Origin of the sequence: Shewanella sp. 10N.286.52.B9 (assembly GCF_002873635.1) — a bacterium.
Classification (GTDB): domain Bacteria; phylum Pseudomonadota; class Gammaproteobacteria; order Enterobacterales; family Shewanellaceae; genus Shewanella.
The window spans coordinates 41,341-66,709 of sequence record NZ_MCTY01000217.1 but is presented as its reverse complement, the minus strand read 5'-3'; the positions used below and the strand labels follow the sequence as shown (position 1 = coordinate 66,709).

Annotated in this window: 18 protein-coding genes and 1 pseudogene; 3 read left to right on the top strand and 16 right to left on the bottom strand. The window is 42.9% G+C overall.

Features of this window, described 5'->3' with window-relative positions; translation table 11 throughout:
• The first annotated feature begins 70 nt into the window (after window positions 1-70).
• The 3 genes from BCU91_RS18560 to BCU91_RS18550 all read left to right on the top strand — a co-directional run bounded on the left by BCU91_RS18560 (window position 71) and on the right by BCU91_RS18550 (window position 1,769).
• Entirely contained in the window at window positions 71-508 is a 438-nt protein-coding gene (locus BCU91_RS18560) for a DUF3010 family protein (RefSeq protein WP_102440404.1), read from the top strand.
• Between the two features lie 101 nt (window positions 509-609).
• Window positions 610-1,293 (top strand): M48 family metallopeptidase, encoded by a 684-nt coding sequence (locus BCU91_RS18555; RefSeq protein ID WP_102440405.1) that lies wholly within the window; start codon window positions 610-612, stop codon window positions 1,291-1,293.
• Between the two features lie 41 nt (window positions 1,294-1,334).
• Window positions 1,335-1,769 (top strand): HNH endonuclease signature motif containing protein, encoded by a 435-nt coding sequence (locus BCU91_RS18550; RefSeq protein ID WP_102440406.1) that lies wholly within the window; start codon window positions 1,335-1,337, stop codon window positions 1,767-1,769.
• A 60-nt stretch (window positions 1,770-1,829) separates the two neighbouring features.
• On the opposite strand, the gene BCU91_RS18545 is transcribed toward BCU91_RS18550, so the two are convergent.
• From BCU91_RS18545 to BCU91_RS18470, 16 genes and pseudogenes are all read right to left on the bottom strand, one after another.
• Window positions 1,830-3,104 (bottom strand): peptidoglycan DD-metalloendopeptidase family protein, encoded by a 1,275-nt coding sequence (locus BCU91_RS18545; protein ID WP_102440407.1) that lies wholly within the window; start codon window positions 3,102-3,104, stop codon window positions 1,830-1,832.
• 446 nt (window positions 3,105-3,550) lie between these two features.
• Window positions 3,551-7,348 (bottom strand): AAA family ATPase, encoded by a 3,798-nt coding sequence (locus BCU91_RS18540; RefSeq protein WP_102532117.1) that lies wholly within the window; start codon window positions 7,346-7,348, stop codon window positions 3,551-3,553.
• Window positions 7,348-8,607: an exonuclease subunit SbcD gene (sbcD, locus tag BCU91_RS18535; protein ID WP_102440409.1), complete on the bottom strand. Its 1,260-nt coding sequence runs from the start codon at window positions 8,605-8,607 to the stop codon at window positions 7,348-7,350. Before sbcD ends, BCU91_RS18540 begins: the two co-directional genes overlap by 1 nt.
• A gap of 76 nt (window positions 8,608-8,683) precedes the next feature.
• Entirely contained in the window at window positions 8,684-9,445 is a 762-nt protein-coding gene (locus BCU91_RS18530) for a TSUP family transporter (protein WP_102440410.1), read from the bottom strand.
• Window positions 9,446-9,694: 249 nt separating this feature from the next.
• Window positions 9,695-11,074, bottom strand: a complete 1,380-nt coding sequence (locus BCU91_RS18525; protein ID WP_102440411.1) for a DASS family sodium-coupled anion symporter — start codon at window positions 11,072-11,074, stop codon at window positions 9,695-9,697.
• Between the two features lie 544 nt (window positions 11,075-11,618).
• Window positions 11,619-11,972, bottom strand: coding sequence for a hypothetical protein (locus BCU91_RS18520; protein ID WP_102440412.1), 354 nt, complete (start codon window positions 11,970-11,972; stop codon window positions 11,619-11,621).
• A 372-nt stretch (window positions 11,973-12,344) separates the two neighbouring features.
• The gene (locus BCU91_RS18515) at window positions 12,345-12,812 is read right to left on the bottom strand and encodes a GNAT family N-acetyltransferase (protein WP_102532116.1); all 468 of its coding nucleotides are present in this window, start codon (window positions 12,810-12,812) and stop codon (window positions 12,345-12,347) included.
• 107 nt (window positions 12,813-12,919) lie between these two features.
• Complete coding sequence (locus tag BCU91_RS18510; RefSeq protein WP_102440414.1) at window positions 12,920-14,905, bottom strand: NERD domain-containing protein kinase family protein; 1,986 nt, start codon at window positions 14,903-14,905, stop codon at window positions 12,920-12,922.
• A 131-nt stretch (window positions 14,906-15,036) separates the two neighbouring features.
• Window positions 15,037-15,429, bottom strand: a complete 393-nt coding sequence (locus BCU91_RS18505; protein ID WP_102440415.1) for a ribonuclease E inhibitor RraB — start codon at window positions 15,427-15,429, stop codon at window positions 15,037-15,039.
• A 10-nt stretch (window positions 15,430-15,439) separates the two neighbouring features.
• Window positions 15,440-15,673, bottom strand: a complete 234-nt coding sequence (locus tag BCU91_RS18500; protein ID WP_102440416.1) for an RNA-binding S4 domain-containing protein — start codon at window positions 15,671-15,673, stop codon at window positions 15,440-15,442.
• A gap of 88 nt (window positions 15,674-15,761) precedes the next feature.
• Window positions 15,762-16,583 carry an SDR family oxidoreductase gene (locus BCU91_RS18495; protein ID WP_102440417.1) on the bottom strand — a complete coding sequence of 274 codons (822 nt, stop codon included), beginning with the start codon at window positions 16,581-16,583 and terminating at the stop codon, window positions 15,762-15,764.
• 30 nt (window positions 16,584-16,613) lie between these two features.
• Entirely contained in the window at window positions 16,614-17,819 is a 1,206-nt protein-coding gene (locus tag BCU91_RS18490) for an HD-GYP domain-containing protein (RefSeq protein WP_198589271.1), read from the bottom strand.
• A gap of 282 nt (window positions 17,820-18,101) precedes the next feature.
• Window positions 18,102-18,554 (bottom strand): annotated as a pseudogene (locus BCU91_RS18485) (DUF2919 domain-containing protein); the annotation flags it as partial.
• Between the two features lie 149 nt (window positions 18,555-18,703).
• Window positions 18,704-20,710 (bottom strand): NAD-dependent DNA ligase LigA, encoded by a 2,007-nt coding sequence (gene ligA, locus BCU91_RS18480; RefSeq protein WP_102440426.1) that lies wholly within the window; start codon window positions 20,708-20,710, stop codon window positions 18,704-18,706.
• A gap of 65 nt (window positions 20,711-20,775) precedes the next feature.
• Window positions 20,776-21,840: a cell division protein ZipA gene (gene zipA / locus BCU91_RS18475; protein WP_102532114.1), complete on the bottom strand. Its 1,065-nt coding sequence runs from the start codon at window positions 21,838-21,840 to the stop codon at window positions 20,776-20,778.
• 29 nt (window positions 21,841-21,869) lie between these two features.
• A complete protein-coding gene (locus BCU91_RS18470; RefSeq protein WP_102532113.1) occupies window positions 21,870-25,295 on the bottom strand; it encodes a chromosome segregation protein SMC in 3,426 nt (1,141 codons plus the stop codon).
• Window positions 25,296-25,369: the final 74 nt, after the last annotated feature.

Genomic DNA, 25,369 nt, shown 5'->3' with positions numbered 1-25,369 from the left:
TGACAGCATGAACATATTTGAGCACAGCTCAACAACATGCCAAATAAACTCGCTCTAAGTAAGGTATAACATGAAGATTTGTGGTGTAGAATTAAAAGGTGGCGAAGCCATCATCAGCTTATTAAATTATGAGAAAGAGTCATTCAACGTACCGGAATGTCGTCAAATCTCGTTCAGCATTTCAAAATCTGTTGAAACAGAATCAATTCGTGAATTTCATTTTGCTTTCCATAAATTAATGGAAGATTACAAAGTTGATGAAATCGTGATTATTGAACGTGAACAAAAAGGCAAGTTCTCCGGCTCTGCTACTAGCTTTAAACTTGAAGCAGCAATTCAAATTACTGAATTACCAGTAGCGATTATTAGCCCAGTGACTATCAAAGAAGAGCTAAAGCGTAATCCGCCACAAGCCGATCTTGATACCCTTGAGCTTAAACGTGTGCAATTACCTGCTTTTGAAGCCGCATACGCTCAGCAAAACCGCCACATGTATGGCAAAATCTAACTCAGTTTGAATTAGATTTTCTTGTGAGTAAGCTGCTTTATGGCCTGTTTGTGGGTAAAAGCAGCTTACTGATAAGCTTAAAGTAAGCAATAAATATCCCTATGAATTCAAGAAAATCCGCCTCATTTTCCACTCCTGTTACATCAAAAAAAGTCAGACCAAGTGCGCCGCCGCAAATGACGGTAAAAGCGGTTAATCAAGCTACAGCGACTAAACTGGCGGCTAAGCAAGCCCTAGCAAGCCTGGTAACCAGTGATGAGGTAAAGGCCAAAAAACAGCAAACAGCCCAGCTTAAATACATTGCCGGTTATTCAGCCCAAACCATCGAACAGGTAAAAGGCTATATTGCCAATGACAGCTTAGCTGCCGTGCTATTAAAGCGTTACCCAAGTGTGCACGATATACGCACTGATAAAGCGCTTTATGACTACACCATGGTGTTTAAACAGCAATTCTTAAAACAGTCTGCGCCGCTTTCTAAAGTGGTTTTTGACGACAAAATCACCCTCAGTCATCAAGCCTTAGGCCTACATACCTACGCCAATCGCGTACAAGGCAGTAAGGTCAAAGCTAAGAATGAAATTCGAATTTCATCACGACTACGCCATGTGCCTGAGCCATTACTGAGAATGGTGGTGGTGCACGAATTAGCCCACCTTAAAGAAAAAGATCACAACAAAGCTTTTTATCAACTGTGCGAATATATGACCAGCGATTACCACCAGCTGGAATTCGACTTACGCTTATTACTGACCTGTATTGAGCTAGGAAAAGCCCCTTATTAAGCTTAAGATATTCATAAACCTATTTTCTTAGGAGGGTATTAATGTATGTAGCAAGCTTTAGGGGCGACAATCGTCGCACTCGAAAATACAAAACCGAAAAAGCAGCCATGAAAGCCATTCGTAATTGGCTTAAGGATAATCAACTTAAAGGGTTTTCGGTGGGTTTGATGGGACCCGATCTGGCGCCATGCGAATTTAATGATTGGGAGTTAATCCCATTTGAAGAACCCAAATCGGTATCTTTTTATTCATCTCAAAAATGGTTAAGCCTGCGTCTAAACGCTTTTGAAAAGTACGGCTCAGTTTGTCAGTGCTGCGGCACTAGCCCACAACATGGCGCAGTCATGCACGTTGACCACATCAAACCTCGCTCCAAATATCCTGAACTTGCGCTCGATATCGATAACCTACAAGTGTTATGCGATCAATGTAACCTTGGTAAATCAAATCACTCAGAAACCAAATGGCGCAAATAAAAAACCACTTTCAAACGAATTAAAAGTGGTTTTAATTTAACGATAAAAAGATTAAATGGGTTAACCTAAATCCATCATCATTTGTTTGGTTTTCACCAGTTGCTTAAAGGCGTTCATTTGCTTTTTAGGCAATACCGAGGCTTCAATGATACTCACCTTCATTGGGTTAACTGGGCGACCATTAACATGAAACTCATAATGTAAATGTGGTCCCGTCACCCGACCTGTGCTGCCTGATAAGCCAATCACCTGCCCGCGTTTAACCCGCTGGCCTTTTCTGACCAAGAACTTCGACATATGCAAATAGCGGGTTCTAACATTATTGTCGTGTTCAATCACAATATACTTGCCTGCAAAGCGATGATTAGTGACCATTGACACCACACCATCCCCCGGCGCTACCACTCTGGTGCCAGTAGGAGTGGCAAAGTCAGTACCGTTATGTGGCGAGGTTCTACCAGTAACAGGGTGCTTACGGGTCGGATTGAAATGTGAAGATAAGCGATACTGCCTTTCCAGCGGTATTCGCTGAAAGGCACTGGCTAGACCTTGGCCTTTGTCATCATAAAAATTACCATCCACATTTTGAAAAGCGCTAATATTTCTACCTCTGGTTTCAATACGCACTGCTTCTAATTTACTGGCTCCGGTGGATACGCCTTCAATAAATTGATCATTCATTAATACTGAAAATTGATCACCTGCACGCAAATCACGGGAGAAATTTAGCTTGCTTGAAAGTAGCGTTTCTATGGTTTGTATTTGCGCTGCAGTTAAACCTGAGCGCTGGGCCGATAAATAAAATGAGCCATTGATATCCCCACTAATAATGCGGTTTTGCCAAATGCCTTCTATATTGACCTCATTAACCTCGTAACTGCCATCGTCAAAACGGCTAAATACCACTTGGTAAGCTGGATTAAAATACAACTCTAGTTTGGTTAGTTTTTGCTGTTCGTCTTGCCAAAATCGAATACGATTACCCGGCGATAATGTATCTAATGCCAGTACATTTAAATCAGCTTCAAGCACTTTGTACATGGTCTGTTGACCAATACCAGCTATTTCAAATAACTGACTTAAGGTGTCACCTTGCTCAATAATACGTTCAAATGTCGGCGCAACCGGCTCACTAATTTCAACCGGAGTATGATTGGCTACCTGTGGGATCAAGGCTTCGATATCAAGGGCAACAGGGATCCGCTGTGAGGCAAATTCTTGCGGGGTTGGCCACAGTAATGCCGCCGCGACAATAAACACGCTTGCTAGCAATAATTTTCGATGTAATGTGGGTAAGTTTTGCGCTTTACCAACCAGCGTTTGTAGCTTATCCATTTGAGCTGAAAGCAATCTCGTGTCCGCCCTACTGCACGTATTAATATACGTATAAAAGAATGTATACTTAAGCACTAGTTTAATGAGTGCTTAAGTACTATATACCAAGGGGGAGTTATATCAAAAAAGACTGCAAATACAAATATAAAAACTCACCACGCCTGCATAACTTTGAACTAGGCAATTGAAAGTAACTGAGATGGGAAAAGACTGTTATCAGTCATGATGTTTTTAATTTACATCTATAACTCGCTTAATTAACCTAAAAGCGCTGCAACAATGGCAGCTTTTTACTCAGCATGGTTGATTTATCATTAGAATTTATTGACCTAAAAATAACCCTACCCCAAAGCAAATAATGAGGCTAATGCGGCTGCATTAACCTCAAGTGACGGTTTAGTTGTTAGCCTAGCCGCGAGTCTGAGCGATAAGCTTTAGAGACAAACTTAAGCCAATTCGACATCGCTATTAACTTTATATTCACTCTGCAACTTACTGACTCCAAGTCCATTCATTTTATGCACTTTAATTTGCACCCCAATGCGCTCTTTCATCGCTTCAATGTGGCTGATCACACCAATCATTTTGCCTGAAGCATTAAGGTTATCTAGCGCATCAAGGGCGGTATCTAAGGTTTGACTGTCTAAGGTGCCAAAGCCCTCATCCAAAAATAACGAGTCGATACTGGTTTTATGACTGACTAAATCCGATAACGCTAACGCTAATGCCAAACTGACTAAAAAGCTTTCACCACCTGATAAGGTGCGAGTATCTCGAATTGCATCGCCTTGCCAGGTATCCAATACTTGCAGCTCTAGATCTACCGATTGTTTGCGCTCAAGCAAATAGCGTCCTTGAAGCCTATCCAGCTGCCGATTAGCCAAAGTAACCAGATGATCTAATGTCAGCCCTTGGGCAAACTTTCTGAATTTATCGCCTTTTTGCGAACCGATGAGTGAGTGTAAATAGGCGATATCATCATAAGCTTGTTTGGCTTGGTTAAGCTCTAACAGCATTTGCTGCTGACTTAGGCGCTTTTGTTTATCGTCATCCAGTAAATGGTTCACTTGCCATAAGGTTTGTTTTATCTCACCTAACTGGGTCTCGACTTGTTGATGCTGCAAACTGACCTGTGCTAAATAGCCTTGCGCAGATTCTTGCTCTGACTTTAGCTCTGAATCTAGATCAGCCCCTTGAAGTAAGACTTTGTCTGAGCCTTGTTGCTGCTTTTCAGTCGTTAGCTGCTCATAACCAAATTGCTCTGCTTGGGTCATTAACGCTGTTAATTGCTGCTTGGCTTGTTCTACCAAGGTGCGCGCTTTTAACTGCTGCTCATTAAGTTGCTGCTGCAAGTTAATTAACTGCTCACGCTCAGCCTGAGGAATAATGGCTTGCTCAAATTCCGCTTGGCTAGCAAATGGGCTTTGGCTTAATTGCTGCTGCCACTGCTCGGTTGCCGCGGTTAACTCAGTCAATGCCACTGCAATTTGTTTATTAACGGCTTCAATATGCGCCTTAACATTATCTTGCTGCTGCTGATATTGATTCAATTGGCTTTGTAGCGCTGTTAACTGGCTTTCTGCTTGCTCAAGCATGGCTTGGCTAGCCTGCTTTTCAGTTAATGTTTGCTTATCGGCAAATAGCTGCTGCCTTTGGCTCGTCAACTTGGCTAACTCCGCTGCAACTTCAGTTAATTGCGCTTGCCGCGACTGTGATTGCTGCAACGCCTCTTCTAGTTGACTCGCCTGGGTTTGCTGTTGCTGCTGCAATAATTGTAATTGCTGCTGTGCTTCAAGTTGCTGATCGCTTGCTTGCTGCCACTGCATTATTTGTTGTTCAAGGGCGCTTAACCACGCTTTAAACCCAGCCATATCTGGCATAGACTCTGCGGTTTGCGCAATTGAATCGCTTAATTCAGTCACTAGGTTATTAAGGGTTTTATTCACCTCAATAAGCTGCAGATCAGCGTCCTGTAAGCCATTGTTGCAGCTTGTATGCTCTTGGGCTAATAAGCTTAATTGGTGCTGTTGTTGCTCAGCGGCGTTATTCGCTTGCTGGTACTGATCGTTTTGTTGTTGCAGGTGAGTTTTAGCCTGCCTGATATCGGCTAATCGCTGGGATAAGTTTTGCTGCAACTGCGCCATTTGCGCTACATAATCACTCAGCTGGCTATCATCAATAGCAAATGCAATTCCAAGTTGCTGACAAGTTTGCTGCCAGTCCTGTTGTAATTGCTGACTCTGCGCCGTTAGCTTAGCCACCGCTTGTGAGGCTGACTCATATTGTAACTGCAAGGTTTGCAATGCCAATTTAGCTTGCTCGCCTTGGATTTTAATCTTATCTAATTGCGCGCTAGTTTGTTGATGGCGCAGCTCTGTTTGCGACAAATCAACCGCTTGATATTCACTCACTAAAGGGTGATCCAACGAGCCACATAAGGCGCATGGCTCACCTTCTACTAACTTAGCCCGATGCTGGGTTAAATCAGCAATATGTTGCTCTTGTTTTAGCAAGCTTGTTAAGTCTTTTAACTGCTGATTTTTATCTGTCCACAAGACTCGTATTTGGGTTAACTCAGCTTGCTTTAACTCAATATCGTGTTGGGTTTGCGCGTTTTGCTGGCGATGTTGATTAAGATCTAATTGCAATTCACTGTAACGGGTCGACAAGTGTTCAAGCTGACTGCGCTTTGGCTGCTGAGTCACTATGTCATTATATTGCTGCTCAATGAGTGCTTCTTCATCACCGGCTAACAAGGTCTGTAATTGCAGCTGGGCTTGTTGGCGGCTGAGTTGATATTGTCCAAGTAACTGTTGCTCACTGGTTACTTGCGCTGTCAGTGTGCTTTGCTGCTGTTGGAGCTGAATTTGCTGTTGCTGAAAACGGGCAATTTGTTGCGTCAACTTAGTTTGCTGAGTCACTTGCTCGGCGTAGTTAGCATATTGCTGCTGCCACACACCAAGGCGAGTTTGGATCAACTTGCCCTGGGGATATTGGTTGATGACTTGCTGCTGCTGGGCTTGTAATGCCGTAACGGTTTGAATTTGTCCGCCGATGGCCTGCTGCTTTTGCTGTAATTGCTCTAGCAGCTGGGTTTGTTGCTGCTGAGACTGTAACTGCTGAGCATGTTTAAAGCTCACTTGCTCAATTTGATTATCAAGTGGCTGCACCTGAGTATCAATTAGCGTCACTAAATCCGTATGTTGCTGCTTAGCTAAACTAAAGTGCTGAGACTGCAACTGTTGCTCAGTGGCGATTTGACTTAATTGTGCGCTGGCCTGTTCAAGCTCAGTATTGCGCTGCTGTAACTGCTTTTGCAACTGTGCATGGCTGTTTTCAAGTTTGCTCATGCCTTCAAATAACGGAATTAAGCTTTCAGCTGGCTCACTGGCAGCTAACTTAGCTAAACTGGCTTGCTGGGCTTTAAGTTCAGTCTGCGCTAGTTGTAATTGTTGCTCACTGGCAAGATGTCGCTCAGTTGCTTGCTCAAGCTGCTTAGCCCACGTGACTTGCAGCTGCAGTTGCTGCAGTTGTTGCTGGCATAAATCGGCTTGCTCAATTAACTGAGTTTGCTCTATTTGTTTAAGGCTAATACTGTCATCATCTAGTAATTCAACGCTGTTTGATTTAGCTTCAAGCAAGGCAAGCTCCTGCTTTGATTGGCTAAATTTTTGATGTACTTGCTCCGAGATAAGCCCGTATATTTCTGTGCCGGTAAGCTCTTCAAGTAACTCAGCCCGTTCATTAGCTTTGGCATTTAAAAAGGCGGCAAACTGACCTTGGGATAACATCATCGATTTAGTAAATCGCGCGAAATCTAATCCGGTAATGGCTTCGGTTAATTCGGTTTTATGCTTAATTTGGCTGGCAAGAATTTTACCATCTTCAAGTTGCGCTAACTCAACTTGGGCATCTTGTAAATTGCCATCAACTTGACCACGGGAGCGTCGTTGGCTCCAAAAGGCGCGATACGCCTTACCTTTCACTTCAAACTCAACCTCGGCCAGACAATCGCTGGTGCCACGAGTCATGAGCTCATTGGTGGTTTTTGAAATTACCCCTAAGCGCGGGGTCTGATGATACAGCGCTAAGCAGATAGCATCTAAAATGGTTGTTTTACCCGAGCCTGTAGGGCCAATAATGGCAAACAGGCCGTTTTCTTTAAATGGCGACTGGGTAAAATCAATTTTCCACTCATTTTTTAATGAGTTAATATTTTTAAAACGCAGGCTAAGGATTTTCATTATTTTGCCTCCTCAACATGTTGCGCTGTGCCATTAAGCTGCTCATTCATTTCATCAAGGATAATATCAAACTGTTGTTTTACCCGTTCAAGTCGCTGTTGCTGCTCGGGTTCTGAAAAGTCTTCTTGGGCTAAACGGCGCTCAAACACTTCTGTGACGCTTAATTCAGTTAAGGTTTCATTATCCATTTGCTGAATTTGCTGTTGGCGCTGGCTACGAGCACGCTTAAGTTGCAGTACTTCTACAGGTAAGGCGTCGGTCAATTCGGCTATTCGGCTTTGTAAGTCGGTTAAAAAGTCTTGCTCGGCCACTTCGATACTCAGCCAAGTGACTTGATCGCTGCCTTGCTCAACTAAGGTTTCAAGCTGGGATGCGATTTCGGCCAAGCTGCCTTTAACACTTGCCATGGCTTGAAACTTGGGCACTTCAAGGGCACTGACCTCGGCTAATTTAGCCTTATCAAACTCAACCAAATACACACTTTTTTGACTGTTAAGTTCATCAAAACTTAAACTGATTGGCGAGCCGCTATAGCGAATATGCTCTGTTTTGGCGATTTTTTGCGGTCGATGAATGTGGCCTAGTGCAATGTAATCCGCTGCAGGAAACAAGTTGGCATTAAATGCATCAAGGCTACCAATATAAATGTCTCGCACCGACTCACTGGTGCTGGCACCCACTGTGGTTAAATGCCCTGTGGCAATAATGGGTAATGGCGTAGTTTGCTGGTTATTAATTGCTTGGGCATGAGCAAAACAGCGCTGATATAAATCGGCGATTTCATTAGCTAACTTGCGCTGTTTATCTTCACTGGACTCACCCGACTCACTTAATACTATATCTCTAGGGCGTAAATACGGTAGCGCACATACAATCGCGCAGGGGTGATCATGACTATCAGCCACTAACAACACATGCTCAGCTGCGTTATCAAGCGCACCTGGGATAACCGTGGCATTTAAGCACGCCAGCAACTGCTTTGACTCACCTAAGGTAGCAACAGAGTCGTGATTACCACCAAGAACGATAAGCTTACAATTTGTTGCTTGAATATCGACAATAAATTGATTGTACAAACTGCGGGCATAACTTGGCGGCGTGCCAGTATCAAAAATATCGCCAGCGACAATCAGTGCATCAACCTGATGCTGGCTAATTTGTGCTAACAACCACTGCAAAAATGCCTTGTGCTCAACAGCGCGACTTTTACCGTAAAAGTTTTGACCAAGGTGCCAATCAGATGTGTGAATAATGCGCATGAAAACCTTTTCTGTTCGATGTGTTGTTATTGAAATCTGTCATAAAACGCTTAATTAGTCTGGAGATATAAGTCACTTACCCGTACTGCGCCCACAATAATTTAAAGCTCATTAAAAATGCCATGGTGATCACCAGCGGTTTAATAATTTTTACCCCTTTGGTCATCACTAAGCGTGAGCCAAAAGTTGCGCCGATAGCTTGCCCGACTAACATAATAAGCCCTAATAAAACCGCCACTTGGCCGCCAATCATAAAAAAGATTAACGATGACACATTAGTAGCAAAGTTAAGCACTTTGGCATGGGCGGTGGCTTTAGCCAGTCCGTAACCTGCCAGTGACACAAAGGCTAAAGCAAAGAAACTGCCGGTTCCGGGTCCAAAAAATCCATCATAAAACCCCACCCCAAGAGCGGCAGTAAAAGCAAACATGGCAGGTGTCAGCACTTGTTGTTTATCTTCTTCTGAGATTTTTTTAGAAAACAAAAAATAACAGCCAATGGCGAGGATAAGAAATGGTAATACCAGTTCTAATACGGTGACATCAATCATTTGTACAATAATGGTGCCCACTGCAGCGCCAATAAACGCGCACACAATGGATAAGCGTGCTTGTTTTAAGTCAACCATGCCTTTGCGAATAAAGTACAAACTAGCAAAAAAGCTGCCGCCACAAGCTTGCAGCTTATTAGTACCTAAAGCCGCAGCTGGCGGTAAACCCGCCCACATCAATGCAGGAATAGTGAGTAAACCGCCACCACCGGCAATGGCATCAATAAAACCCGCCAATATGGCGACGAAAAATAATATAACAGCAATTTGTAGGGTTAACTCGAACATTAGATAGGTCTATAAATCAAAATAATACGCTATTAGACCTGCTTTAATGGCAAAATTCAAAAGCTATCTGCATTAGATTGTGCCTTAGTTTATCCAAACGTTTACGTCGCTATTTTTAATAACACTGAGCCTGTGAACATTTAATAATTGTTGACAGATATCGGCTAAAAAACGCAAAAAGGTAACCTAAGTTACCTTTTTATTAGTGAGTAAAGTGATTGCGCTTTTTAACTGTGATTAACAGTGCAATTAAAAGCCCCAGAACAAGTTGGTGATTAAAAACAGCACCAACATACTTATGAAGTTAATAATCATACCTGCACGCATCATTTCAGATTGCTTGATATAACCTGAGCCAAAGACAATGGCATTAGGCGGGGTGGCGACAGGCAACATAAAGGCGCAAGAAGCTGCAATACCAATCACTACTGAAATCATCACTGGCGATAAACCTAAGGGCTCAGCAATTGCAGCAAAAACTGGCACCAGCAATGCTGCACTAGCCGTGTTACTGGCAAACTCAGTTAATAACACCACAAAGGTAATCACTGCAATCATAAATAGCGCCATGTGGGCATCGCCAAAAATATCTGTCACAAAGTGGGCTAGAAACACACTGGTGCCTGTGGCTTTTAACACTGCACTTAACGTGAGGCCACCGCCGAACAGGATAAGTACTCCCCAGTCCGTAGTCGATTCGATTTTTTTCCAGTCCACTAATTTAAGGCTGGCAAGCACAACTACCGCACCTAAAGCAACAATGGTATCAAACTTACTGATCCCACCAAGTGCTTGGGCTAATGGTTTACTGAATATCCAACCACAAACTGTAGCTAAAAATATAATCAGGGTTAATTTTGCACTAACGGTCATTTTTACATTTTCTGTTTTTATCTCACACACAGTCGATAAATCAGGTTTTAAAAATAGATAAAGCGCGATTAACATGCTTGGTAACATAATAGCCACAGTGATTAAACCAAACTCGAGCCAATCACTAAAGCTTAAGCCCACTTGTGCCGCAGCAATGGCATTAGGCGGACTACCCACTAGGGTACCAATTCCACCAATGTTGGCAGAATACGCGATTCCCAGTAGCACGAACAAATAGGTTTTACGGTACTGTTTAAAATCCAGTTGATGCAAAATACCCAAGGCTAGTGGCAGCATCATTGCGGCTGTTGCCGTATTACTGATCCACATCGACAGCACTGCGGTCACTAAAAACAGTAACATACAAGCAATACTCAACTTACCTTGAGACAGCAGCAACACCTTTTGCGCAATTAAGCGGTCAATGCCCTGATGATTTAGCGCCGCCGCCAACACAAAACCACCAAAGAATAAGAAGATAATCGGGTTAGCAAAATTACTCATGGCGGTGGAAGTATCAAACACCCCCAAAAACACCGCTAATATCGGAATTAAAATGGCGGTAATACTGATATGAATCGCTTCGGTTAACCATAGAATAGCTGCAAAAATAAGTAGCGATAGACCGGTATTGACCCCTTGTTCAAAGGGTAATAAATGATATAGCAAGGCAAACAAGGCAATGTTGCCAAACAAGATGATGAAGTCAGTTTTATTGTTTTTGGTTGTCGTCGACTTTGTTGGGCAGTTTTCCATTAAAGCGTTCTCCCTTATTTTTTAATGACAACAATGTAAACAGAGTAATAGGTAAGATAAAGCATTGTTTTTGGTTGCTTGATTACATAGTCAAGCCTGCGCGGCGTGAGATGAATCCCATTACCAGCCACTGTTGTGACGCGCAACAATAGTAACACTAGATGTATTGTGGTTATTAAGTTTCAAATTGACGGAATTCGCCATTTAGTACTCTCAAACTGAATGTTTATTAGCGTTTAAATAATGTGACATAGATCTAACTGGCCCAGGATAAACTTGTAATAAGACAAAGTTAATTAGCGTTTCGTGATCTGTAATAAGCATAAGTGGTTTTAAATGCCGTTTAGAGAAATGATAAAATAGTGATGGGTGATGGGTGATGGGTGACGGGCTATTAATAGTAAAACTAGCTTAGCAAAAAAGATCCTTTAGCAGCAGGAATGCTCAATAGGGGCGTTAAAAAAGTAAAATAAAAACTCAGTAAGGCACATCCGCCTTACTGAGTATTAGTCGTTATGCGATTATACGATGCAATAACGCGAGCTTAGATTTCACCCGTCACAATGCAGTAACCAGTAACGGCCTCTTCACCGTGCACTTGAACCTTGGCATATAACTTATGATCAGCTAGCGGGTAATGATTGTATAAAAGGTAAGTGGGTGTTTCGCTGATGTCCTGGCCATCAACTGCATCGATGCGATAAATATTACTTAAGATCGGCGATTTATAGCCATCAATGTTAACCACAGGTTCATTTGAACGTAAAATATCAATATTAGCCATGGTGATATCATCACCACCAGCAACAGTGCATGATAGATCACTTGCATGCGCCATACCTGTCAGCGCGGCGATGCTCAAAGTTGAAACGAGTAGTGTTTTTTTAAAAGAGCTCATCAGGTGTTACCTCAATATCGTAAGTTATAGCTATTTTAATCAACTTACAGCAATTGAATAAATCCCATATGAAGGATATGACCCTACCACAAGCTAATTTGCATGACTCAAGTGTAGTATAAGAATACTGGCGATGATTCACCCTTCAAATAGGCCGCTTAAATGGGCTTTATATTGGCCAACATCGCTATCGATATTCGTTTTTTAATCACATCATTACTCATAAAGGCCTTTAGTGGTGTCATGCCTAAAAACTGATGGGCTTTATAGGGGCGCTGTATTTTTCGAGTTTATCAGCCAAGAAGTGCCGTTCTAGTTAAAGTAACCAACAAGAAAATTATAAAGTCACGCTAAGCTACACATCACTTGTGCCTATTCATTTAGCAAAGGATGATCTTTAACCGACAAGCTATACGAAAAAAAGCGGCTATCTTTTACAAAGCCAATTTTCTCATAGACAGATTGAGCAGGAAAATTCACTTTCGCGGTGCTTAAATCAACCCTTACGGCTTGAATACCGCGAGCCAATTCAATAGAGCATCGGATAAGTAAATTAGCGGCGCCTTGATTTCGATAGTCTGGCTCAACAAATAGATCATTTAACACTAATACTTTACCTAGCTCTGTGGATGAAAAACTTTGATAATTAAGCACGAAACCAATCGCTTTATCCGCTTCAGTGTAAGCCCCAAAAATAAACGCTTCTTGATTATTTAACCGTTCCAGCAAATAGGTAGCATACTCAGTCACGGCTTGCTCAACCCCGTAAAAATGCATATATTGGCTAAACAGAGGCAAAACATCATCAAGTCGTTCAGCAGTAATGCGTTTAATAATCATGGGATCCCTCTTACATTATCCTCGAATCATATAAGCCAATACGGCTTGTACCGGCTTTTGGGGCAGACATCCTTAACATAAGCCTGAAGGGCTATAAATCAAGATAACTACAAGCCAGAGTTTTGATACTCAACTTCATCGAGCCCTAACTGCTCGGCATAACTGCGGTTAGGAACGATACGAAATTCAAATTTCAAAATACTTAAGCAAGCCTCAAAAAAGCCTTCGCCAAGCCACTGCTTATCAAAGCTCATTAAGGCGTTAATCATGGCATCTGCGCCACTGCCTTGTTTAATCGACTCTGGAGAAATCGCATCGACAACACTTGCGACCAAGCCATATAAATCTTTTTCAGCATCGCCTTCTACAGACCACATAGTCGGATCGGCATATTGCGCAGCGTAATGGCTGGCAGCTATATCAGAACCTATACCAAAGTTTACTAAGGTAGCCTTACCGTCTCGGCAAATGATATTTTTAGGACAAATGGCCCCATGGTGAATATCTAAACTGTGCAAGTATTGTAGTGCTGTTAATAGTTGAATAAACCACAACCTGGGTTGACCCACTTGTATTGTGGCCACTTCATCAAGCGCGACCCCTTGTACCCAATCTCTGGCAATGAATAAATCATCCGACTGTGGCAATTGCCCAAATGCCAGCACACGCTCAACATGTGGATGATAAATTTTAGCCAGGCTGCGATACATGTTACTCAGGGTGTGCCATTGGTTATCCACATCTTGATAAACACTGACGCAGCATGGGAAGTTCCCTTGTAAATGCAATGCCCGCCATAGCTGGCTGCGAGGCGTTGCTGAAATAAAGTGATCGAGGCGGTAATGATGATCAACCACCGCGCCCTGCTCGATAACGATTTTGTGCGGTAAAGTGTCACACACACCTAAATCGATAACTGCAGATAAATCACAACGAATCGCGTCAAGGTCAATGGTGCTGCCTTTGGCTGCAGCGCGATACCATTGGTAAATACGTGGTTGTACGGTTTTTTCAGCTAATTCTAAAAAGGCCGTGGCATAAGCTTGTATATCTTCACTGGTATTAAGTGAATCTTTAATATCAATAAATTCAACGTCAGCGTCATCTGAGATAAATATACAATTATCTTCCCAGCCACCTATGGTGTAACCGCGGCGATGGATTTGCTGTAAGCCGGTGACACTGCGGCGCAGAATTTCTAACAGCTGATAAGTGGTTTGCTGTCCAATATCAAAAATATTCAGTGGCACACCACGGGGCATTCTGATGGGCAAGACCACCTGTTCACCATCTTGAATAAGTGGCGCGCAAAAAGGCACGCAGCTACAACCTGAAAGTGACTGAATCCGTTTAAATTCATCACGCAATTTTTGCTCGTGATAATTGGCATCAATACTGTCGTCAAACTCACTGGTCACCAGTATTTTCAACAGCCATGGCGCGGTCCAGCCACCCGGATTATATTCTGATTGCCAAACTTCCAAGCCTTGCTGCAGGAATAAACATTTGAGCTTAATGAAATCTTGAATTTTGTTGTTACGTTGCTCAACCAGTGCCACCTGGCCTATGGTGTCTAATACCATTTCTTTTTGAGTGTCGGTCACAGGATGAATATGCGGCGCCGTTAAGCCCCACTCTTTGGTTAACGCGGCGATGATTTTTGCAGGGGTATAAATACTCAGTTTACCGGTATCTTTTTCAACCAGAATTTCTTCGCCTTTACGCCCTGTAACAAACACCATGCCCTGACACCAAGGAGCATAAACGCCCACAGGAATTTTGTTCTTTAATTTACCCGCTAATACTCGGGCGACATAATTGGCTTTTGATAAACTATTGTCCACATGACGACCATCCAGTGACCAAGCATGTAAACCAGCGTTTAAGCGACCAATGTAGCCTTTTACGTCAACCACATACACACCAAACTCACCGACAACTAAGGCGTCAACCTCCATTGCTTGGCCTGTTTGAGTAGGAATTTCTACATTGGTTAAAAGGAGATAATCTTCAGGAAGTTCGTCAGATAAAAGAGAAAATGCCCAACGTTCGGCATCATTGACTGGGGTACCAAAGCTAATGTGTCTTGCCATTTAAAATGCGACTCCATAAATACTGCGGGATATTAACTTCCCTTAACTGCATATGGCTCCATCCTATAATATAAAGACACAAAAAAACCACCTAATTGGTGGTTTTTGTTTTCAATATTTTAACAGGCTAACTAGTGGGTGTGTGAGCAGTTGTCGTCACATTGATGCTCATCATCAGCAAACTCGTCATCACCTTCTTGATGTTGCATTACGCCCCATCCATCTGTCATGCCGTCAAACTCTTGGGCAAAGGTGTTTAACTCAAGTTCTTTAGCCACCAAGTCATCATAAGTTGGCACCATGTTTAAACAAACAATCAGCTCCCACTTTTCGATTTCTTCGCTAAAGTTAAGCTCTAACTCACCATTTGAGCCCATTGCTGCGAGTGCTTCTAATGCTGATTCTGCATCGCGTTGATCATCAAAAATCAAAAAGAAATCAACATCAAGTGCTACAGTTAAGTCAATACCAGACTCAGCCATTGCGGCTAACATTTTACCATTGTCATCATCAGGGAATTGCATGCTTGTATCCTTATGCTGTGGCAACAATTTGAATTTTATCGCCATTAAATTCAATGACATCACCAACGACACACTTTTTACGCTTACGTGTGTCAACTTCGTTGTTTACTGTGACTAAGCCTTCAGAGATGACATGCTTAGCTGCACCGCCACCATCGACTAAACCTTGTACTTTTAATACTTTATATAACTCAACAAACTCATCGCCACTCAAAAGTGCGAATTGTGCAACTTGGCTGCTCATTCAATTTTGGCCTTTAATCATAAATATGGGTTGCATTATACCTGATCACTGCTTAATACCAACCATCTCGCCGCTAACGAGTTATCAATTAACAAGCTGCTAGCATTTTTAGCGGATCGGGATGAATATAGTTGAAATTAAGCTGTTGGCAAATCAAATTACCATTTATTACTTTACTGGCTAATTGGGTTTGATTAAATTGCGGCGCTGCTAAGCCCAAGTCAGCAGTCGCTGCTTGGTAAAACTCAACGCGAGTAGGATGACTCGGCGCAGTTAAATTGTAATAGCTCGACACATTTTTCCCTGAGCTCGTCGCCGCCAATATGGCCTCTATTGCCTGAATGCAATCATCAAGATGAACCAAATTAACCGCGACATTTGCGCCGCTAACATCGGTTTTACCAGCAAAAAACTTACCCGGATGGCGCTTAGGGCCAATTAAGCCTGCAAAGCGCACGATACAAGCATTATCCATTGCAGCAATTAACGACTCCGCAGCCAATAATATTGCACTTTTATCATCATATGCCGCAGCATCCGCTTCGGTCATTATGCGATTTTTAGCAGGATAAACCCCTGTGGTACTGATAAAAATCACCCGCTGATATTGGCGCGGTGCAATCAAGTTGACCAAGGTTTGAATATGCTCAAGATAATGACTTTCACCTCGGCGCAGGCCCGGCGGAATATTAATGATTAACGCATCGGCTTCAAGTAAGCCTTCAAGCTGTGTTGCTTCAATATTTTGCTCACTTAAATCTAGCTTATAAGCATCAATACCCAGTGAGGATAACTGCTCACAACCAGCTTGGGTTCGCTTAGTGCCGCTAACCTGATAACCTTGTTTAACTAATCTTGTCGCTAATGGCAGGCCAAACCAACCACAGCCGATAATTGCAATACAGTTCATGAAAATCCTACGGGTTAAAAAACGCTAAAATTAATCATTAATATGGCAAACATAAAAACATACAGGGGCGTGAACTTCTAGCAAGTTAGCTAGTTTTTTTGATAAATCTTCTAGTTTTACCGTCTCAACAATCGTTACCCCTTCATCAATTAAGCATCTAAAACTGGCCTGAGTACCATGAGCTGAACAACTAACTACATGGGGCTGCTTAGATGCGGTTGATGTCATCATTACCTTGGCGATACTACCATCGGACAATTTAACAATGGAGCCCGGAGGAAAAACGCCTAACGTTTTCACTAGTATGCTAATCAAGGCTTTATCATGTTTATCAGCACGGCTTTTAAATAAGGTGCCTAATGCCAATTGTGCTGAGCCTGTGCTTTCTAACAATACCGTATAGTCATTCGCTAGAATCACGATTTGGGTCAATAAAGGAATGTGATTTTTGGTGAGTTTATTGGGGTAACCACTACCATCGATATACTCATGATGATGTAGCACAATATCCAACATGGCTTTAGGGAATAAACCACTTCTATCTAGCATTTCATAGCCGATATTGGGATGGGTCTTTATATAGTTTCGCTCGTGACTAGTTAAATCAATGCGTTTGCGACGTATGGCATCAGGTATTTTTAATTTGCCAATATCATGAAACACACAGCCTAACGCAAGATCTCGCATTTGCGCAGGGGCTAACTCAAGGCTGTGCCCCATTAAAATGGATAACACAGCAACCGAGATCCCATGCTGAGCCATGTTTATTTCTTTATCAGCACAGTTAACTAATCCAATTTGTGGCTGTTTGGTTTCATGTAAATGGGTTAATAGTAACTCCACGACTGTCACTGCTTCTCGATGTGATACCGGCGGATCACTAATGACTTTACTATATGCGGGGCGAAGATTACTGCAGGCTTTACTGAAGCGAACTCGACTTGTATTTACTGACTTTTTGATTATGGCGTTAATATCAAACGCGGGGGCCACTTCCGCAGCAACCACAGGTTGACTGATAACGGGCTCAACAAATAAATGCTGACCGTCAATCACAGTCACATAGTTAATGCCTAAGCTATTAATCAGTTCAATTTCTGCTTGGGAGCTAATCAGTACTTTATTACGAAAAAACGGATTATTAAACCACGATAACGGCAGTTTTACCGTCATACCGACCACCAGTTGTGATAACGGTATATTGATAGGCTCAGTTTTAGCCACTACTTTAGCCAAGATAAGATCCTTTTTAACCGCCATAGCAGCCGCTGGTATTGGTTTTTATTTCTGTCAGCTACTATGACTTAACATGTTTTACTTATTCACCTTTATCGAGTCGGTTATTTCTGTTGCAATAACTTTATTAGACACGCCTCGATTATGTTTGGCTGACTCGACAATCTTTTGAGTATGCTGCGCGGCTTGTGACTGTTCATCTGGCTCATAAAGTTGAGCATCTTGTTGTTCTTTCGCCATGGCAAGTTCAGCTTCTACTGCCATATAATCGGCTTCATTTTGCCAATCTTTAAAATAATGCTGCAATCGTTTTGATTTTAATAAATAAATAGCTGACCAAAAGATAAATAATGCATCAAGTGCAAAGCTGACTTTGAAAACAAAATGATCGTGAACCAGGCGTTGGCTAAGTAATAAAGCATCAACAATCAGTAGTAGCCATAGAATGTACTTAATCTGATTAAATAGCGGCCTTAATACCTGTGGGCTGCGTTTTCGCTCCGCAATCACTAATCCATAAATCAATACCGCACCAACCCCGCTCGCTAATGCCAGTAAAAAATCGCTTTTTTCAGGATAAAATAGTCTCACGAGCCCAGTGCGATCGTTAAATTGGGTTAACGATGCAATAAAGACACACCAACCACGGGCGAGAAAGATCAGCATTAAATACAAAAATATCGGCGGTTTTATATGGCCCTTGTCATCAAGCCAAGTGATATTGCTAAAATTCACAGGGTATCCAGTTTATTAGGTAAAGGCTTACTTGCTTAGTTCGAAGCTAGGTAAGCCTTAACTTATACTATTAATAAATTGCCAGTAGCTACTTTTTAAGATTATTTAAAGCGACTAATTGTTAGTGATTAGTGTTTATTAATTAATAATTAGTGACTTAGCAAATCTAATAAGCCTTGTTCATCAATCACTTTCACGCCTAAGTCTTGGGCTTTGGTTAACTTAGAACCTGCAGCCTCCCCCGCGACTAAACAGTCGGTGTTTTTAGAAACACTGCCGGCCACTTTTGCCCCCAGCGCTTGTAACTGCGCTTTAGCATCGTTGCGATTTAACTGAGTTAAGGTACCTGTTAATACCCAGGTTTGGCCTTTAAGGCTTAAGGCTGACTCATCAACGGCTTCAAGAGCAGGCCAATTTACACCCGCAGCGACTAACTTATCAATCACTTCAAGGTTATGGGGCTGAGCAAAAAAATGCGCTATATGTTTGGCAACAATCACGCCGACATCATCCACTTCAATTAACTCATCAATGCTGGCCGCTTTAATGGCATCAAGGGTTTTATAATGGCTGGCTAAATTGGCTGCGGTGGCTTCACCAACTTCACGAATACCTAAGCCATAAATAAATCTTGATAAGGTAGTGGTTTTGGCATCATCAATGGCGGCAACAAGCTTAGTCGCCGACTTCATTGCCATACGTTCTAGCATGGTGATCATCGATGCTGTAAGGGTAAACAGCTCAGCAGGGCTTTGTACTAATTCTTTATCAATCAGTTGCTCAACCACTTTGTCGCCCATGCCATCGATGTTTAATGCTTTGCGAGAGGCAAAATGTTTAATGGCTTCTTTACGCTGGGCTTCACAAAATAAGCCACCACTGCAACGTGCTACCGCTTCACCTTCAAGCCGCTCGACTAAACTGTCACACACTGGGCATGCTGTCGGGAAGGTAATCTCTTTAGCATCATCAGGGCGCTTTTCAGCCACAATGGCAACAATTTGCGGGATAACATCACCCGCGCGGCGAATAATCACCGTATCGCCGACTTTTACGCCTAAACGCGCAATTTCATCAGCATTGTGAAGCGTGGCATTTGATACGGTAACACCGCCAACAAACACCGGTTTTAAACGCGCAACCGGCGTCACCGCACCGGTGCGGCCAACTTGAAAATCAACCTCTTCAAGTAGCGTCATCTCTTCTTGCGCGGGAAACTTATAGGCTATTGCCCAGCGCGGCGCTCTAGCGACAAAGCCTAACGTTGTTTGTTTGGCAATATCATTTACTTTAATTACCACTCCGTCTATTTCATAAGATAAACTGCTGCGGCGCGTCATAATATCGCTATAGTAAGCAAACACTTCAGGTAAGCTGTCACAGACTTTAACTTCTTGACTAACAGGTAAGCCCCATTGTCTTAATTGGGTAAGCTGGCCAAAGTGACTCTGTGCCATTGGCGAGCTTTCACCTTCGACCACACCTAGAGCATAAGCGTAAAAGCCTAATGCGCGGGTGGCGGTGATTTTGCTGTCTAATTGACGAATACTGCCAGCGGCGGCATTACGTGGGTTAACAAAAGTCTTCTCGCCTTTGGCCTGTTGACGCTGATTAAGCGCATCAAATGCTGCTTTAGGCATGATCACTTCCCCACGCACCTCCATCAGTTCAGGGAAATCATCACCCCGAAGCTTTAACGGAATCGAGTTAATGGTGCGCACATTATCTGTGATGTCTTCACCTACGCTGCCATCGCCTCGCGTTGCTGCGCGCTCTAATACGCCATTACGATATAAAATACTCACCGCTAGACCATCAAGCTTTGGCTCACAGCAGTAACTGACCGTATCTACTTTATCACTAATACGTTTATTAAAGGCTTCAAAGTCTGCTTGCTCAAAGGCATTATCTAAACTGAGCATCGGCTTTAAATGGGTAATTTGATCAAACTTGGCCAGTGGCGCGCCGCCAACTCTTTGGGTGGGAGAATCAATGCTAATCAACTCAGGATGAGCCGTTTCAAGCGCGATAAGGCGCTGCATTAAACGGTCATACTCAGCATCAGGAATACTCGGCGCATCATCCACATAATAAAGAATATTATGACGGTGTAGTTCACTGCTAATTTGCTGTATTTCTGTTTTAATGTCTTGCATAAAATCACTCATCTAAAAAGCAAACAAGGCCGCAAGTGCGGCCTCATTGTAAAATATAATAAAATTTAAGAAACGGCTCGAATTCGGCTTAAGTATGCTTGTTTATTAGTATCAGTCCAGGCGTTACGCTTGTCGTCTAACACTTCAGCGCCTAAGTCATCAGCCAGTTGCTGGGCTGAATTAAGCATAATTGAGAAATTTCTTAACGCATCGCCATGGCAAGGCAATGTCATAAATAACACCACACCTTGAGTGGCAAACTGTTCCATATTGTCAGGGTCAAATACCCCAGGCTTTAACATGTTAGCCATGGAGAATAGCACTTTTCCATTACCGGCATTATCTTGATGACGATGGAAAATATCCATATCGCCGAATTTAAAGTTAAGCGATAACAAACAAGGTAATAGCTCGGCGCCTTGTAATTGTTCACCGTCACGGGCAACCACATGCAGTACTAATACATCTTGCGGCTCGCCAAGTGGCTCTTCTACTGGCTCAGCCTTTGGCACAGTTTCGACAACAGGAGTGAGCGGCTCTTGTGCTAAGGTTTGATGTTCTGGCGAATGAACACTTGCAGAGCTCACATTAGATTCAGCTTTGGTTACTGAGGCTTTTTCAATAGGGTCGTCAATCAAAGGTTCATTAGAGTCATCATTAAACTCTTCACCAAACAGCGCTTGCTGGGTTGGTATATGCTCTGGTTCTTTGGCAGCGGTAGTCATTACGGGATCTTTTCTACCCGGATGGTAACTTGGCGCTTGCACATTCACTGCTGATTGGTTTTGTAGGCCAATGCCCTTTTTTGAACCCGCTGCAGTAATTTCTAGCTCTGCACTATCAAGTTGACTGCTGCTTACATTAGGCTTTAAATGTGGGCTAACCTTCGACTGTCTCATAACAGGCTCAACTGAGACCTCGTCAGCTTTAACCCGTCTCACTTCACCAATACCATCAGCGTCAAACCCCTGTGAGTCACGCTGCTCTGCTTGGCCTTTATAAAACCCCGTCATTGGGTTGTCTTTTAACGTTTTAGGTTGTTGTTTACGAATAGACCAAAACCCATGTACCAATACTGCGATAATCGCTATTGCGCCTAGTATTGACAAAACCAGTTGAAAATCTTCCATTGGTGACCCTGTAATCCTATTTATTCTATTTATTCAGCGTCGGCAAGTGCCACCGCTTCTTCGATATCGACTGCGACTATACGTGAAACGCCCGGTTCATGCATAGTGACACCTATTAATTGATCAGCCATTTCCATGGTGATTTTATTATGGCTAATATAAACAAACTGCACACTCTGTGACATCTCTTTTAATAAGCGGCAAAAACGCTCAACGTTGGCATCATCTAAGGGTGCATCAACTTCATCAAGCATACAAAATGGTGCTGGATTTAGTCTAAATATGGCAAATACTAATGATAAAGCGGTTAAGGCTTTTTCTCCACCACTAAGAAGGTGAATAGTACTATTCTTCTTGCCGGGTGGTTGCGCCATAATGGTCACACCCGTTTCAAGTAAATCATCATCCGTTAAGGCTAAATAGGCTTTACCACCGCCAAAAACCTTAGGGAATAACTTTGATAAGTCCGCATTGACCGCATCATAAGTGGTTTTAAATCGAGTGCGAGTTTCCTTATCGATTTTACGAATGGCCTCTTCAAGTGTGGCTAAGCCTTTATTTAAATCATTATCTTGATTATCTAAATAAGCCTTACGTTCACTTTGCTGCTCAAACTCTTCGATTGCCGCGAGGTTAATGGCCCCTAAATGACTGATTTGAGCTCTTACTTTATCAAGGTTTCGCTGCCATACAATGACTTTAGCTGTTTCAGGAATATGCGCTATCACATCTTGAATCTTTATCTGTTGTTCTTCAAGTAACTGAAATTGGCCATCGGCCTGACCTTTTAATCCTTCACGACGTAACTTTAACCCGCTGAGAGACTGAGTCAAGTTTTGCAGTGCACCAAGCTGTTGTTTTTGAATCAATACCGCACTATCGAGCCGAGTTTGTAACTCTGCCTGCTGTGTACGATTTGAATTCAGTAATTGTTGTTTAGCTTGCTGAATGTCGAGTTGCGCGTTTAATTGTGTTTGCAGCTGTTGTAATTGCTGCTCACCTAAACTGGCATTAGTTTGCTGCGAAGATTCCCGCAGCTGCTTGATTTGCGCTGTGGTGGACTCGCTCTGCTGGGTTTGCTGGCTAATATTGGCTTGTAATACTGCTACTTGAGTGTGCAATTGTTGCATTTTTTGCCGGCAACTATTGCTATCACGCTCTTGCTGACTGCGGTTAGCTTTATAATCTCGTAGCTGCTGACTGGCAGTTTGCCAATCTTGATTTACTTGCTGCTGGGTTGCCAACTGCTGTTGATGCGTTTGCTGGGATAACTCAAGCTCGGCAGTTAATCGCTCTATCGCTTGTTGACCTGCGCCAATTTGTCCTTGCAGCTGAGCCACTTGTTCATCAAGGCTTTTTTGTCGGCGTAATCTGTCTTGTTGCTGCAGCACCAAACTGTGGCTCTGAGCATCAAGCTTACTGCAATCTAATTGCAACTGGTGATGTTTAAGTTGAGATTGACTCAATTGCGCGTGAGCATCGCCAACTTGCTGAGTTTGTAAGCTCACTTGCTGCTGCAACTGCAACAATTGCTCATTTAATTGGCTAATTTGTATTTGTAATTGCTGGTACTCATTTTTAAGTGCCAGCTGTGATTGCTTAGAGTCGGCTTTTTTAAAGACAAAGCCATGACCCACTAAATAACCATCTTGGGTGGCAATAATGCCATCTGAGCTTAACTGCTTAAGCTGCGCTTTTGCCTCATCAACACTGGCGCACCAGCTTACATGGTGAAGCCAAGGGGATAAATTAACCGCAGCGCTAATTTGGTGATTCAGCGCGCTCACCTCACCTGTGGCAATAAAACCACTCACTGATGGGCCAATTGCACCACCAGCATCAATCACTTTGGTGGCTAAAATGCCTTGCAGTAATACATCAACAGCCTTTTCCCAGCCTGGCGTTACCTCAATGGTTTGCCATAAAGCTTGCTGATCATCGTCATTGCTGGTTAGCCATTGCTCAATCAGCTCACTTCTGGCGCTTAGTGACGATAACTGCTGTTTTTGCTGCTGATAATCTTCACTTGCCTGAGCTAGCTGTTGTTGCTTATCTTCAAGTTCATCAGTGAGTTGATGCTTGATTTCATCTTCTAATTCAAGTTGCTCTTTAAGGGCGGTTAACTTGAGGTCAAGTGCGGTTAATTCAGCTTGTGAGTCAGACTCAGTATTTCGCTGCTGCTCAGCACTAAGTTCGATTAACTGCTTTTGTTGCTGCGACAGCATTTGTTGTTGATGCTGCAATTTGCTCTGGGTTAGTGCCGCTGCCATTTTGGCATTCGCCGCGCCATCAGATAACACCGATAAATGCTGCTGTAAGTCTGCCGCTTTTTGCTCAACATCTTGCAGCTGAGCATCAATAACGCCCAGCGCTTGTTCTGCTGCAACAAGTTCAGGTTTGCCCTCAGCTAACTGCGCCGTTAATTGTTGCTCTTGCAGCATCAAGGTTTGCAACGCATTACTAGCAACTTGCTGCTGCGAAATGAGATCTGCTAATTGTTTTTCCAGCTGATTATCTTGTAGCTGTTGATGTTTAAGCTGTTGTTCAAGCTTAGCGATTTCTGTGCCTGCTTGATAATACTCGGCCACCAGCTGTTGCTCAGCAGCGGTTAATTCTGCAATTTGGGTTTTAAGCTGAGTAAGGGTTAATTCAGTGGTTTCACCATCAGCATTGGCAGCAGCTAAATTAACTTCAAGTTGTAAAATCTCTTGGGCAATATTGTCACTTTGGCTTTTAAGCTCTTGATAGCGCATCACCAACAATTGCGCATGTAAGTCGCGTTCTTGTTGCTTAAATTCACGATATTGCCTGGCCGCCTGCGCTTGTTGTTCAAGCTTGTCGATTTGGCTACCGAGCTCTAAGCGAATATCACCCAGTCGCTCAAGGTTTTCACGGGTATGACGAATACGGTTTTCTGTTTCACGGCGACGTTCTTTATAACGGGAAATCCCTGCGGCTTCTTCAATAAAAACCCGCAGTTCTTGGGGTTTAGATTCAATAAGACGCGAAATCGTCCCCTGCTCGATAATGGCATAGCTGCGAGGACCCAAACCTGTGCCCATAAATAAATCAGTAATATCTTTACGGCGACACTTTTGACCATTCAAAAAGTAATTTGAGTCACCATCGCGACTGACTTGTCTTTTTACCGATATTTCTTGATAACTGGCATATTGGCCTGCTAATCGACCATCGAGATTTTCAAAGCTCAACTCAATGCTGGCAACTGACACGGGTTTTCTGGCGCTAGAGCCATTAAAAATCACATCCATCATCGAGTCGCCACGCAAATGCTTAGCAGAGCTTTCGCCTAGCACCCAGCGCACGGCATCAATGACATTGGATTTACCACACCCATTTGGACCTATAATGGCCGTTAAAGGTTGGTTGAAGGGGATTTTGGTGGAGTCAACGAACGACTTAAAGCCAGCAAGTTTTATTTGTTTTAATCGCATTATGCTTGTGAAGTTGTTCCAGTGAGATTGATTAAGAAGCGTCGATGAATAATCATGTCGTCTGCGTAACACAG

Coding starts and splice junctions, on each gene's coding strand:
- BCU91_RS18560 (WP_102440404.1), top strand. CDS start 71: ATGAAGATTTGTGGTGTAGAATTAAAAGGTGGCGAAGCCATCATCAGC.
- BCU91_RS18495 (WP_102440417.1), bottom strand. CDS start 16,583: ATGAACTGTATTGCAATTATCGGCTGTGGTTGGTTTGGCCTGCCATTA.
- BCU91_RS18555 (WP_102440405.1), top strand. CDS start 610: ATGAATTCAAGAAAATCCGCCTCATTTTCCACTCCTGTTACATCAAAA.
- BCU91_RS18530 (WP_102440410.1), bottom strand. CDS start 9,445: ATGTTCGAGTTAACCCTACAAATTGCTGTTATATTATTTTTCGTCGCC.
- BCU91_RS18520 (WP_102440412.1), bottom strand. CDS start 11,972: ATGAGCTCTTTTAAAAAAACACTACTCGTTTCAACTTTGAGCATCGCC.
- BCU91_RS18540 (WP_102532117.1), bottom strand. CDS start 7,348: ATGAAAATCCTTAGCCTGCGTTTTAAAAATATTAACTCATTAAAAAAT.
- BCU91_RS18505 (WP_102440415.1), bottom strand. CDS start 15,429: ATGCAATTCCCTGATGATGACAATGGTAAAATGTTAGCCGCAATGGCT.
- BCU91_RS18545 (WP_102440407.1), bottom strand. CDS start 3,104: ATGGATAAGCTACAAACGCTGGTTGGTAAAGCGCAAAACTTACCCACA.
- BCU91_RS18500 (WP_102440416.1), bottom strand. CDS start 15,673: ATGAGCAGCCAAGTTGCACAATTCGCACTTTTGAGTGGCGATGAGTTT.
- BCU91_RS18515 (WP_102532116.1), bottom strand. CDS start 12,812: ATGATTATTAAACGCATTACTGCTGAACGACTTGATGATGTTTTGCCT.
- ligA (WP_102440426.1), bottom strand. CDS start 20,710: ATGCAAGACATTAAAACAGAAATACAGCAAATTAGCAGTGAACTACAC.
- BCU91_RS18550 (WP_102440406.1), top strand. CDS start 1,335: ATGTATGTAGCAAGCTTTAGGGGCGACAATCGTCGCACTCGAAAATAC.
- sbcD (WP_102440409.1), bottom strand. CDS start 8,607: ATGCGCATTATTCACACATCTGATTGGCACCTTGGTCAAAACTTTTAC.
- zipA (WP_102532114.1), bottom strand. CDS start 21,840: ATGGAAGATTTTCAACTGGTTTTGTCAATACTAGGCGCAATAGCGATT.
- BCU91_RS18510 (WP_102440414.1), bottom strand. CDS start 14,905: ATGGCAAGACACATTAGCTTTGGTACCCCAGTCAATGATGCCGAACGT.
- BCU91_RS18525 (WP_102440411.1), bottom strand. CDS start 11,074: ATGGAAAACTGCCCAACAAAGTCGACGACAACCAAAAACAATAAAACT.
- BCU91_RS18470 (WP_102532113.1), bottom strand. CDS start 25,295: ATGCGATTAAAACAAATAAAACTTGCTGGCTTTAAGTCGTTCGTTGAC.